Here is a 12,628-nt window from a genome sequence, read left to right on the forward strand (position 1 = left end):
GAATCAATCCGTTCGAACAATGCTGAAAATTTTCGCGTCTCTCAACTCAAAACGCCTCTGGCGTTGTAAGGTTAAGCCTCACGGGTCATTAGTACCGGTTAGCTCAATGCATCGCTGCACTTACACATCCGGCCTATCAACGTCGTCGTCTTCAACGTCCCTTCAGGACTCTCAAGGAGTCAGGGAGAACTCATCTCGGGGCAAGTTTCGTGCTTAGATGCTTTCAGCACTTATCTTTTCCGCACTTAGCTACCGGGCAATGCCATTGGCATGACAACCCGAACACCAGTGGTGCGTTCACTCCGGTCCTCTCGTACTAGGAGCAACCCCCCTCAATTCTCCAGCGCCCACGGCAGATAGGGACCGAACTGTCTCACGACGTTCTAAACCCAGCTCGCGTACCACTTTAAACGGCGAACAGCCGTACCCTTGGGACCTACTTCAGCCCCAGGATGTGATGAGCCGACATCGAGGTGCCAAACACCGCCGTCGATATGAACTCTTGGGCGGTATCAGCCTGTTATCCCCGGAGTACCTTTTATCCGTTGAGCGATGGCCCTTCCATTCAGAACCACCGGATCACTATGACCTGCTTTCGCACCTGCTCGAGCCGTCACTCTCGCAGTCAAGCTGGCTTATGCCATTGCACTAACCTCCTGATGTCCGACCAGGATTAGCCAACCTTCGTGCTCCTCCGTTACACTTTGGGAGGAGACCGCCCCAGTCAAACTACCCACCAGACACTGTCCGCAGCCCGGATTACGGGCCTACGTTAGAACATCAAACATTAAAGGGTGGTATTTCAAGGTTGGCTCCACGCAGACTGGCGTCCACGCTTCAAAGCCTCCCACCTATCCTACACATCAAGGCTCAATGTTCAGTGTCAAGCTATAGTAAAGGTTCACGGGGTCTTTCCGTCTTGCCGCGGGTACACTGCATCTTCACAGCGATTTCAATTTCACTGAGTCTCGGGTGGAGACAGCCTGGCCATCATTACGCCATTCGTGCAGGTCGGAACTTACCCGACAAGGAATTTCGCTACCTTAGGACCGTTATAGTTACGGCCGCCGTTTACCGGGGCTTCGATCAAGAGCTTCTCCTTACGGATAACCCCATCAATTAACCTTCCGGCACCGGGCAGGCGTCACACCGTATACGTCCACTTTCGTGTTTGCACAGTGCTGTGTTTTTAATAAACAGTTGCAGCCAGCTGGTATCTTCGACTGGCTTCAGCTCCGGGAGCAAGTCCCTTCACCTAATGCCAGCGTGCCTTCTCCCGAAGTTACGGCACCATTTTGCCTAGTTCCTTCACCCGAGTTCTCTCAAGCGCCTTGGTATTCTCTACCTGACCACCTGTGTCGGTTTGGGGTACGATTTCGTGTTACCTGGAGCTTAGAGGCTTTTCCTGGAAGCAGGGCATCAGTTACTTCATCACCGTAGTGACTCGTCATCACGCCTCAGCCTTAAAGCATTCCGGATTTGCCTGGAATGCAAGCCTACACGCTTAAACCGGGACAACCGTCGCCCGGATAACCTAGCCTTCTCCGTCCCCCCTTCGCAGTAACACCAAGTACAGGAATATTAACCTGTTTCCCATCGACTACGCTTTTCAGCCTCGCCTTAGGGGTCGACTCACCCTGCCCCGATTAACGTTGGACAGGAACCCTTGGTCTTCCGGCGAGCGGGCTTTTCACCCGCTTTATCGTTACTTATGTCAGCATTCGCACTTCTGATACCTCCAGCAGACCTCACAGTCCACCTTCAGCGGCTTACAGAACGCTCCCCTACCCAACAACGCCTAAGCGTCGCTGCCGCAGCTTCGGTGCATGGTTTAGCCCCGTTACATCTTCCGCGCAGGCCGACTCGACCAGTGAGCTATTACGCTTTCTTTAAATGATGGCTGCTTCTAAGCCAACATCCTGGCTGTCTGGGCCTTCCCACATCGTTTCCCACTTAACCATGACTTTGGGACCTTAGCTGGCGGTCTGGGTTGTTTCCCTCTTCACGACGGACGTTAGCACCCGCCGTGTGTCTCCCGTGATAACATTCTCCGGTATTCGTAGTTTGCATCGGGTTGGTAAGCCGGGATGGCCCCCTAGCCGAAACAGTGCTCTACCCCCGGAGATGAGTTCACGAGGCGCTACCTAAATAGCTTTCGGGGAGAACCAGCTATCTCCCGGTTTGATTGGCCTTTCACCCCCAGCCACAAGTCATCCGCTAATTTTTCAACATTAGTCGGTTCGGTCCTCCAGTTAGTGTTACCCAACCTTCAACCTGCCCATGGCTAGATCACCGGGTTTCGGGTCTATACCCTGCAACTTAACGCCCAATTAAGACTCGGTTTCCCTGCGGCTCCCCTATACGGTTAACCTTGCTACAGAATATAAGTCGCTGACCCATTATACAAAAGGTACGCAGTCACACCCGAAGGTGCTCCCACTGCTTGTACGTACACGGTTTCAGGTTCTGTTTCACTCCCCTCGCCGGGGTTCTTTTCGCCTTTCCCTCACGGTACTGGTTCACTATCGGTCAGTCAGGAGTATTTAGCCTTGGAGGATGGTCCCCCCATATTCAGACAGGATACCACGTGTCCCGCCCTACTCATCGGACTCACAATCTGTGCATTTTCATGTACGGGGCTGTCACCCTGTATCGCGCGACTTTCCAGACGCTTCCATTAACACACAAACTGATTCAGGTCCTGGGCTGTTCCCCGTTCGCTCGCCGCTACTGGGGGAATCTCGGTTGATTTCTTTTCCTCGGGGTACTTAGATGTTTCAGTTCCCCCGGTTCGCCTCGTTAACCTATGTATTCAGTTAACGATAGTGCATAAATGCACTGGGTTTCCCCATTCGGACATCGTCGGCTGTTGCGGTTCATATCACCTTACCGACGCTTTTCGCAGATTAGCACGTCCTTCATCGCCTCTGACTGCCAGGGCATCCACCGTGTACGCTTAGTCGCTTAACCTCACAACCCACAGGCGTTTTCACGCATGCAGACTGCAAGCATTTGAGAGACTCGAACACATCGTTTTCATTTCTTATTACGGAGAAATGAAACAACGTGTCGTTTCAAATTTTCAGCTTGTTCCGGATTGTTAAAGAGCAAATACTTCGCAGTATGCTGAATCAGCACACTCTGAAGTATCGTGGGTAACGCCTTTCACTCATTACCAGCAAGTGGCGTCCCCTAGGGGATTCGAACCCCTGTTACCGCCGTGAAAGGGCGGTGTCCTGGGCCTCTAGACGAAGGGGACACAGGGGGTGTCGTCGTCAAGACGGCTTGCTCATGACTTTTATCAGACAATCTGTGTGAGCACTTCGAAGGAAGGTATCTTCAGGTAAGGAGGTGATCCAACCGCAGGTTCCCCTACGGTTACCTTGTTACGACTTCACCCCAGTCATGAATCACAAAGTGGTAAGCGCCCTCCCGAAGGTTAAGCTACCTACTTCTTTTGCAACCCACTCCCATGGTGTGACGGGCGGTGTGTACAAGGCCCGGGAACGTATTCACCGTAGCATTCTGATCTACGATTACTAGCGATTCCGACTTCATGGAGTCGAGTTGCAGACTCCAATCCGGACTACGACGCACTTTATGAGGTCCGCTTGCTCTCGCGAGGTCGCTTCTCTTTGTATGCGCCATTGTAGCACGTGTGTAGCCCTGGCCGTAAGGGCCATGATGACTTGACGTCATCCCCACCTTCCTCCGGTTTATCACCGGCAGTCTCCTTTGAGTTCCCGACCGAATCGCTGGCAACAAAGGATAAGGGTTGCGCTCGTTGCGGGACTTAACCCAACATTTCACAACACGAGCTGACGACAGCCATGCAGCACCTGTCTCACGGCTCCCGAAGGCACTAAGGCATCTCTGCCAAATTCCGTGGATGTCAAGGCCAGGTAAGGTTCTTCGCGTTGCATCGAATTAAACCACATGCTCCACCGCTTGTGCGGGCCCCCGTCAATTCATTTGAGTTTTAACCTTGCGGCCGTACTCCCCAGGCGGTCGACTTAACGCGTTAGCTCCGGAAGCCACGCCTCAAGGGCACAACCTCCAAGTCGACATCGTTTACAGCGTGGACTACCAGGGTATCTAATCCTGTTTGCTCCCCACGCTTTCGCACCTGAGCGTCAGTCTTTGTCCAGGGGGCCGCCTTCGCCACCGGTATTCCTCCAGATCTCTACGCATTTCACCGCTACACCTGGAATTCTACCCCCCTCTACAAGACTCTAGCCTGCCAGTTTCGAATGCAGTTCCCAGGTTAAGCCCGGGGATTTCACATCCGACTTGACAGACCGCCTGCGTGCGCTTTACGCCCAGTAATTCCGATTAACGCTTGCACCCTCCGTATTACCGCGGCTGCTGGCACGGAGTTAGCCGGTGCTTCTTCTGCGGGTAACGTCAATGATGATGCGTATTAAACATCACCCCTTCCTCCCCGCTGAAAGTACTTTACAACCCGAAGGCCTTCTTCATACACGCGGCATGGCTGCATCAGGCTTGCGCCCATTGTGCAATATTCCCCACTGCTGCCTCCCGTAGGAGTCTGGACCGTGTCTCAGTTCCAGTGTGGCTGGTCATCCTCTCAGACCAGCTAGGGATCGTCGCCTAGGTGAGCCGTTACCCCACCTACTAGCTAATCCCATCTGGGTTCATCCGATGGTGTGAGGCCCGAAGGTCCCCCACTTTGGTCTTGCGACGTTATGCGGTATTAGCTACCGTTTCCAGTAGTTATCCCCCTCCATCGGGCAGATCCCCAGACATTACTCACCCGTCCGCCACTCGTCACCCAAGGAGCAAGCTCCTCTGTGCTACCGTTCGACTTGCATGTGTTAGGCCTGCCGCCAGCGTTCAATCTGAGCCATGATCAAACTCTTCAATTTAAAGTTTGATGCTCAAAGAATTAAACTTCGTAATGAATTACGTGTTCACTCTTGAGACTTGATATTTTTTAAGTCCGTAGACTTTTGATATCAATCCTGCGAGTGCCCACACAGATTGTCTGATAAATTGTTAAAGAGCAGTGCGAACAGCGGGTTAACCGTCTGTCGCGAGGTGGCGTATATTACGCTTTCCTCCTTCAGAGTCAATCTCTTTTTCGAGATTTTTCTCTGGCGGGATGAATCACTTCGTCCCTCGCTGACCGTCTGCGTTGCCGCTTTGCCGTGTCAGTGGAGGCGCATTATAGGGATCCGAATTTTTTGCACAACCCCTTTTTTCGATCTTTTCATCCGAGTGGCGAGTTTTCATCCTTTCTGCTGAGATCACGAACGATCCGCTCAAAAATCAGCTTGTCTGCCGCCCTGATCGCGCTCAGGCTAGGGATAAATGAGTAAAAGGAGAAAGATCATGTCAACAGCCTTACGTCCCTATAAAAGCAGCTACCCACAAATTGGCGATCGGGTAATGATCGATAAAAGCAGCGTTGTGGTCGGCGATGTCATCATGGGAGACGATGTCAGTATCTGGCCACTGGTCGCGATTCGCGGAGATGTGAATCAGGTGATCATTGGCGCGCGCACCAACATTCAGGATGGCAGCGTACTTCATGTCACGCATAAATCAGCCAGCAACCCGACAGGCTATCCGCTGGTGATTGGAGAAGACGTTACCGTCGGCCATAAAGCCATGTTGCATGGCTGTACCATTGGTGATCGTGTTCTGGTTGGCATGGGTTCGATTCTGCTGGACGGCGTAATAGTAGAAGAAGATGTGATGATTGGGGCAGGTAGCCTGGTTCCCCCCGGAAAACGCCTGGAAAGTGGCTACCTCTATTTAGGCAGCCCGGTGAAGCAAATTCGGCCACTGAATGAAGCTGAGATTGAAGGATTGCGTTACTCGGCAAACAACTATGTTGGCTGGAAGAATGATTATCTTGCGCAGGAAAGCCAGACCCAACCTTGAGGATCGACTTCATCATTCAGGATAAGCTGTTCGGCTTCCTCTTCCAGATCCCAGCGATTGGCGCTAAACAGCGCCATCGCTTCCCCCTCGCCGAATCTGTCATGCAGTTCATACGCCGAGATCGCACACATCAGTCCCATACCGTTGACCTGTACAGGGAAACATATCGCCAGACGCGCCTGATCCCACTCTTCGCGATCAGGGAACTGGATAGCCTGATTCACGACTGCATCGCTTCTTTTAACTGTTTAATGACAGGCGCGATTTCTGGCATCACACCATGCCACAACTGGAAAGCATGCGCCGCCTGCCCCACCAGCATGCCTAACCCATCGGCGAGTTGCTGCGCTCCGTGTTGCTGACACCAGAGCAAGAATGGCGTCAGACCTTGTTGGTAGAACATGTCATAGCAACGAGTATGGTGAGAAATCAATGAAACCGGTAATGGCGGCACTTTACCCTCCACTCCGCTGGAGGTGGCGTTCACAATCAGATCGAATGACTGCCCCGCCAGTGCCTCGAAACCACAGGCATGGATGGCACCGCTGTGGCGGAAGATTTCTGCCAGCAACTCTGCCTTTTCAACCGTTCTATTTGTGACCGTGAGTGAACAACCTAATGAAAGCAGAGGCAAAATGACACCACGCGCCGCGCCACCCGCTCCCACCAGCAATACACGATCGCCAGGGCGGATCATGTCCAGTCGTTCAAGATCGCTCAGTAAACCAATGCCATCGGTGTTATCACCAATAATCTGCCCCTGCGCATCTTTCTTCAACGTATTGACTGCGCCGGAAAGCGCAGCGCGCTCACTGAGCTCATCCGCAAACTCCCAGGCCTGTTCTTTGAAAGGCAAGGTTACATTGGCGCCCTTCCCTCCTGATGCAAAGAACTCGCTAATGGCCTGTGGGAACCCATCCAATGGCGCACATATCCGGCCATAGCGGTGATCGATACCCGTTTGCTCAGCGAACAAACGATGAATAAAAGGCGATTTGCTGTGCGCGATTGGGTTACCAAAAACGGCAAAGTTGTCCATAAATTAGCCCTGACGGATAAGTTCGCCGCTGATCACATCGCGGATTTCTGAAGGATTGAGACGGCCCCCGGTTTCTCCCACCAGCACCGGAAATTCCGCGCCGAATTGCTGAGCGACCTCAGCTGCGGTGCGGCAAGGCGGCTCGCCGGACAGATTGGCGCTGGTTGAAACCAGTGGTTTACCAAAACGCCGACACAGCGCCTGTACATCAGGGTGATCACTAACACGAATCGCCAACGAGTCAAAACGTCCGGTTAACCAACGTGGCGTATGTGGCGACGCCGGAACCACATAAGTCACCGGCCCAGGCCAGCTGGCAAACATACGCTCACGCTGCACCACCGAAAGCTCCTGATCGGCCACATACGGTTCCAGCTGGGCATAGTCAGCAGCAATCAGGATCAGTCCTTTTTCAACCGGGCGCTGTTTCAATGCCAACAGTGACATCACCGCGCTTTCACTATCCGGGTCACACCCCAGACCAAAGACCGCCTCAGTGGGATAAGCGATAACCGCCTGCTGTTGCAGTTGTTCAATACAGAAATCGACACTGCCCGGTAAAGCATGTTGTTGCGTCATAGTCATCAGTTGTCCTGCACTACGGCTTTGCCGCAGCACTTACTGGCGCAGAAACGTTTCATGCCCTGCGCGGTTTTCTTTTCAATTAATAAAGGGAACTGACAGTGCGGGCAAACACCTTCAACAGGCGTCGCGTTCACGGCAAACTGGCAGTCGGGATAGCGATCACAGGCATGAAAAGTTTTGCCATAACGCGAGCGGCGCTGCACCAGCTTGCCACTTTGACACTGTGGGCACGCGATCGCGGTCTCATCAGGCTTATCGATCGTTTCGGTGTAATCACATTCAGGATAGTGGCTACAACCAACAAACATACCAAACCGCCCCTGACGCAGTACTTTATCAGCACCACATTGTGGACAGGCATGTCCCTCCAGCACTTTGACGATATGACCGTCACCCTGATTTTTCAGCGGGCGAATATAGTCGCAGGTTGGATAGTTGACGCACCCAAGGAATGGGCCATGTTTGCCGGCACGTATCACTAATTCTGCCCCGCAAGCGGGGCAGGGGTCGTGTTTACGCACGGTAAAAAGTGCTGATTTACTCATATAACCCGATGCATTAATCGCAAGTTAATGCAGCATACCTTCATTGACGTCGAATAACAGTTCTTCCATCTGCTGGTAGGCATTTTCACATCCGGGGATGTTGAACAACACCATCAGCACCACCCATTTGAGATCTTCCAGATCAAAATCGAGGGTATCGAGTGCCATCACTCGTTCGATAACCATTTCGCGTGTTTCCATATTCAGCACCTGGATCTGTTCCAGGAACAGAATAAAACCGCGGCATTCAGCATCTAAACGCTGGCCCTCTTCTTCCGTGTAGATACGCATTGAGAGCGGGTCGTTCGCCAGCAATACCGGCGCAACCAAGCCATCCTGGTAATCAGCCAGTCTCTCAAGCCAATTCAACGCATTATAGATATCTTCACGATGAAAACCGGCATCGGTTAAATCATCGGTCAGTTTATCCTGGTCAACGCGCATTTCGGCTTCGTTATGGATATAGGTCTCAAACAAGTACATAAGTACGTCGAACATGGCATGCCCTCCTTAATCGGACATAGCCGCCGGGTACAGCTGCGATCCATCCTGCTAACTCCAGCTCCAGCAACTGGGCTGAGATAACTGGCACAGGTTGGCCGGCACGTTCAGCGACGACGTCAACAGGTGTAACCTCATCACCTACGTTAGCCAACACGTCCGCAAATGGCAATGGAACATCGTCACTGTCTTGTGAATATATTGTTTCTGGTTGAGTTGAGGGGAGCCAGTGAAGGGACGAATGAAGATCGTCGAGAATCTGATCAGGATGGGAGACCAGCAATGCACCTTGCTGTATCAGCCAGTGCGTTCCTGTACTGCCTTCACTCCCCAAGGAACCGGGTAACGCATAGACATTGCGATTTTGTTCCAACGCATAGCGCGCCGTAACCAGTGAGCCGCTTTTCAAGGAGGCTTCCACCACCAATACCCCCATGCTCAAACCACTGATGATGCGATTGCGGCGTGGAAAATTCGTGGCATAAGGAGGCGTATCCAACGGGAATTCGGAGACCAGGGCACCTTCATTGTTCATGATCTCCTGAGCCAAATTTTGATGGTTTCTGGGATAAATGTGCTTCAACCCACTTCCCAGCACGGCGACGGTTTTGCCGGAGGCGTTGAGCGCCGCACGATGTGCAACGCCATCAATCCCCCGCGCCAGCCCACTGGTTAGGGTTAACCCCTTCGCCGCCAGCTGCTGTGAAAACCAACCACCCCACTCCTTGCCATAATGTGAACATTGGCGACTGCCGACAACGGCAAGTTGCGGAGTATGCAAGGCTGCGGCATTGCCCATCACATATAACAAGGGTGGGAAACGGCTGATTTCAGCCAATGCCGGGGGATAAGTATTATCCAGAACAGAAAGCAGCTGATGCTGTGGATTTTCCAGCCAGCGCCGGGTTCGCGTGAGTTGTCGTGGACAGAGTGTATTAAATTGTTTTCGCTGCGTTTCGTTTAGCCGTTGCATCGTCAGCAAATCATCATCCACATGGCTGGCGCTATGCAGCATATTCGCCAGGCGAAGAATTTGATGGCCACTGAGGCCTTTCACATTCGCCAGCCTGAGCATCCACTCAATTTTATCCATGTCTCACTCCCTGTTCGACCTGTGCCTTGATGCGGTGGAATGCTGTCAATCATGCCTCAAAAAGTCTACAATATGAGGCAGTAATCTTTTCTTTAACGCATACAGATCTGGATATTTATGTCAGTTTTGCAGGTATTACATTTCCCTGATGATCGCCTTCGCAAAATCGCGGCGCCGGTAAAAACCGTAGATGCCGGGATACAGCGTATCGTCGACGACATGTTTGAAACAATGTACGCCGAAGAGGGCATCGGCCTGGCGGCAACGCAGGTGGATATTCATCAGCGCATTATCGTGATTGATGTGTCAGAAAGCCGTGAAGAACGCCTGGTTTTGATCAACCCAGAGCTGCTGGAGAAAGGCGGCGAAACCGGTATTGAAGAGGGCTGTCTCTCCATTCCGGAACAACGTGCCTTTGTCCCGCGTGCTGAATGGGTGAAAGTCCGTGCTCAGGATCGTGACGGTAATACTTTCGAACTGGAAACCGATGGCTTGCTGGCGATCTGCATTCAGCACGAAATCGACCACCTCGATGGCAAACTGTTTATTGATTATCTGTCACCGCTGAAACGTCAGCGCATCAAACAGAAACTGGAAAAACTGGCACGCCAGAATGCACGCGCATCCTGAGTGCAAACAGAAGGTTAAACTGTGTCTGCACCGTTAAAAATCATCTTTGCCGGTACACCTGACTTTGCAGCGCGTCATCTTGACGCGCTGCTTGCTTCTGAGCATCAGGTGGTTGGCGTGTTTACCCAGCCCGATCGTCCTGCCGGACGAGGCAACAAACTGACTCCCAGCCCGGTAAAAGTGCTGGCGCTAGCGCATGACGTTCCGGTTTTCCAACCAAAGTCACTCAAACCTGAAGAGAACCAGCAACTGGTTGCCACATTGCAGGCTGATGTGATGGTGGTGGTGGCTTACGGCCTGATTTTACCGAAGGCGGTGCTGGATATGCCGCGCCTTGGTTGTATCAACGTCCACGGCTCATTGCTGCCGCGCTGGCGTGGTGCCGCCCCAATTCAACGTTCACTCTGGGCTGGCGATGCTGAAACCGGTGTGACCATCATGCAAATGGATGTGGGCCTGGATACCGGTGATATGCTGCATAAACTTGCCTGCCCGATTACCGAGCAGGACACCAGTGCCACTCTGTATGACAAACTGGCGCTGCTCGGCCCTGAAGGGATGCTCAAAACGCTGAAGCAGTTGGCAAATGGCAGCGCACAGCCAGAAAAACAGGATGAAGCACTGGTCAGCTACGCAGAGAAACTGAGCAAAGAAGAGGCTCGCCTCGACTGGACGCTTTCTGCCGCGCAACTTGAACGCTGCATTCGTGCCTTTAATCCCTGGCCGATGAGCTATTTCATGGTTGATGATCAACCGGTGAAAGTCTGGCAAGCCAGTGTACTGCCGCATCAGGGAAAACAGCCCGGCGAAATCCTCCATGCCGATAAGCAAGGTATCCAGATTGCGACCGCTGACGGCGTTCTGAACCTGCTCTCGCTGCAACCTGCCGGTAAAAAAGCCATGTCTGCACAGGATCTGCTTAACTCACGTCGTGAATGGTTCTCGCCTGGCAGTATTCTGGCCTGATCCCGTAGCCCGGTTAATACCGGGCTTTTTGTTTAATGAATGAATCGCATGAAAAAAAACACAAACCTGCGTAGCCTCGCCGCGCAATTAATTGAACGCGTAGTGGATAAGGGCGAATCGCTCAGCGCCATTTTGCCCGGCGCACAGAAAAATCTGTCCGATAAGGACGGGGCGCTGCTACAGGAACTCTGCTTTGGTGTAATGCGTACCCTACCGCAGCTCGAAGCATTGATTGGCAAGCTGATGGAGCGGCCTTTAACAGGTAAGCAGCGTGTTCTTCATTATCTGATCATGGTCGGCCTGTATCAGTTGCTTTATACCCGCGTCCCTCCGCATGCCGCACTGGCTGAGACCGTGGCTGGCGCGGAAGAGCTAAAACGCGCAAACCTGAAAGGCTTGCTGAATGGTGTGCTGCGCCAGTTTCAACGGCAGCAGGAAACGTTGGTTGCAGAAGTTGATCAGGGTACGCAACGTTATTTACATCCGGGTTGGTTGCTCAAACGTTTACAAACCGCATGGCCCGAACAATGGCAGCAGATTGTCGAAGCCAACAATCAGCGTCCACCGATGTGGTTGCGCGTCAACCGTCAACATCACGCCCGTGATGCCTGGTTGGCACTGCTTGAAGCGACAGAAAAACATGCCTTCGCCGGAGATGCTCCGGATGCCCTTCGCCTGGAAGCGCCAACCGCAGTCGGCCAACTGCCTGGTTTCGAGCAGGGTTGGGTAACGGTACAGGATTTATCCGCACAACGCTGTGCTTTGCTGCTTGAACCACAAGATGGCGAATCGATTCTTGACCTGTGTGCTGCGCCTGGCGGCAAAACCACCCATATCCTTGAAATTGCACCGCAGGCGAACGTGCTGGCCGTCGATGTTGATGAACAACGTCTGACGCGCGTGAGAGAAAACCTGCAACGTCTCGGCATGCAGGCGGATGTGCGTCAGGGTGATGGGCGAACGCCAGCTGACTGGTGTGGTGAGCAACAATTTGACCGTATCCTGCTGGATGCACCCTGCTCGGCAACGGGTGTGATCCGCCGCCATCCCGATATCAAATGGCTGCGACGCGATCGTGATATCGCTGAGCTGGCCAGCCTACAACAGGAAATCCTCAACGCAGTCTGGCCTCGGCTGAAGCGTGGCGGCACGTTGCTTTATGCAACCTGTTCAGTTCTGCCGGAAGAGAATCATCAGCAAATCAGTGCTTTCCTGGCAGCACATCCCGATGCCATTGCAGAAGCGCTGCCGCAAGGTCAGGATAATGGCTGGCAGGTGTTTCCTGCGACAGATGGCGGGGATGGTTTCTTCTACGCTAAGCTGATGAAAAAATAGTACGGCGCAATCTGACAAGAGCTTAAA

The 12,628-nt window shown here is 52.8% G+C and carries 10 protein-coding genes, 1 tRNA gene and 2 rRNA genes; 4 read left to right on the forward strand and 9 right to left on the reverse strand.

Annotated features, from left to right (window positions below):
* Window positions 1-67: 67 nt before the first annotated feature.
* From AC6I8T_RS18785 to AC6I8T_RS18795, 3 genes are all read right to left on the reverse strand, one after another.
* Window positions 68-2,970 (reverse strand): 23S ribosomal RNA (locus AC6I8T_RS18785).
* A 213-nt stretch (window positions 2,971-3,183) separates the two neighbouring features.
* A tRNA-Glu gene (locus AC6I8T_RS18790) sits at window positions 3,184-3,259 on the reverse strand.
* 85 nt (window positions 3,260-3,344) lie between these two features.
* A 16S ribosomal RNA gene (locus tag AC6I8T_RS18795) occupies window positions 3,345-4,886 on the reverse strand.
* The 16S and 23S rRNA genes sit together here with 1 tRNA gene alongside, the layout of an rRNA operon.
* Window positions 4,887-5,352: 466 nt before the next feature.
* Between AC6I8T_RS18795 and AC6I8T_RS18800 the strand changes: the two genes are divergently transcribed.
* The gene (locus AC6I8T_RS18800; protein WP_021186388.1) at window positions 5,353-5,907 is read left to right on the forward strand and encodes a gamma carbonic anhydrase family protein; all 555 of its coding nucleotides are present in this window, start codon (window positions 5,353-5,355) and stop codon (window positions 5,905-5,907) included.
* Here the strand turns inward: AC6I8T_RS18800 and AC6I8T_RS18805 are convergent.
* From AC6I8T_RS18805 to dprA, 6 genes are read right to left on the reverse strand one after another with little or no spacing between them, the layout of a single operon-like run.
* On the reverse strand, window positions 5,874-6,131 hold the full coding sequence (locus AC6I8T_RS18805; protein ID WP_497834237.1) for a DUF1488 family protein: 258 nt from the start codon (window positions 6,129-6,131) through the stop codon (window positions 5,874-5,876). The two genes, AC6I8T_RS18800 and AC6I8T_RS18805, sit on opposite strands and share 34 nt — an antisense overlap.
* The gene (aroE, locus tag AC6I8T_RS18810) at window positions 6,128-6,946 is read right to left on the reverse strand and encodes a shikimate dehydrogenase (RefSeq protein WP_208724282.1); all 819 of its coding nucleotides are present in this window, start codon (window positions 6,944-6,946) and stop codon (window positions 6,128-6,130) included. The genes AC6I8T_RS18805 and aroE overlap by 4 nt, the downstream gene beginning before the upstream one ends.
* Window positions 6,947-6,949: 3 nt before the next feature.
* Window positions 6,950-7,525, reverse strand: a complete 576-nt coding sequence (gene tsaC / locus AC6I8T_RS18815) for an L-threonylcarbamoyladenylate synthase type 1 TsaC (RefSeq protein WP_208725594.1) — start codon at window positions 7,523-7,525, stop codon at window positions 6,950-6,952.
* A 5-nt stretch (window positions 7,526-7,530) separates the two neighbouring features.
* Window positions 7,531-8,076 carry a DNA topoisomerase family protein gene (locus tag AC6I8T_RS18820; RefSeq protein WP_036628123.1) on the reverse strand — a complete coding sequence of 182 codons (546 nt, stop codon included), beginning with the start codon at window positions 8,074-8,076 and terminating at the stop codon, window positions 7,531-7,533.
* Window positions 8,077-8,100: 24 nt separating this feature from the next.
* Window positions 8,101-8,574 carry a DUF494 family protein Smg gene (smg, locus tag AC6I8T_RS18825; protein ID WP_021186393.1) on the reverse strand — a complete coding sequence of 158 codons (474 nt, stop codon included), beginning with the start codon at window positions 8,572-8,574 and terminating at the stop codon, window positions 8,101-8,103.
* Window positions 8,546-9,670 (reverse strand): DNA-protecting protein DprA, encoded by a 1,125-nt coding sequence (dprA, locus tag AC6I8T_RS18830; protein WP_208724283.1) that lies wholly within the window; start codon window positions 9,668-9,670, stop codon window positions 8,546-8,548. The genes smg and dprA overlap by 29 nt, the downstream gene beginning before the upstream one ends.
* 117 nt (window positions 9,671-9,787) lie before the next feature.
* On the opposite strand from dprA, the gene def reads away from it, so the two are divergent.
* The 3 genes from def to rsmB are packed head-to-tail and all read left to right on the forward strand — an operon-like array spanning window position 9,788 to window position 12,601.
* Entirely contained in the window at window positions 9,788-10,300 is a 513-nt protein-coding gene (gene def / locus AC6I8T_RS18835) for a peptide deformylase (protein WP_021186395.1), read from the forward strand.
* Between the two features lie 21 nt (window positions 10,301-10,321).
* Window positions 10,322-11,266 (forward strand): methionyl-tRNA formyltransferase, encoded by a 945-nt coding sequence (gene fmt, locus AC6I8T_RS18840; RefSeq protein WP_208724284.1) that lies wholly within the window; start codon window positions 10,322-10,324, stop codon window positions 11,264-11,266.
* A gap of 48 nt (window positions 11,267-11,314) precedes the next feature.
* Window positions 11,315-12,601, forward strand: a complete 1,287-nt coding sequence (gene rsmB, locus AC6I8T_RS18845) for a 16S rRNA (cytosine(967)-C(5))-methyltransferase RsmB (RefSeq protein ID WP_208724285.1) — start codon at window positions 11,315-11,317, stop codon at window positions 12,599-12,601.
* The last annotated feature ends 27 nt before the right edge of the window (window positions 12,602-12,628 follow it).

The organism is Pantoea sp. X-Soil-OKNW-556 (genome assembly GCF_059730695.1).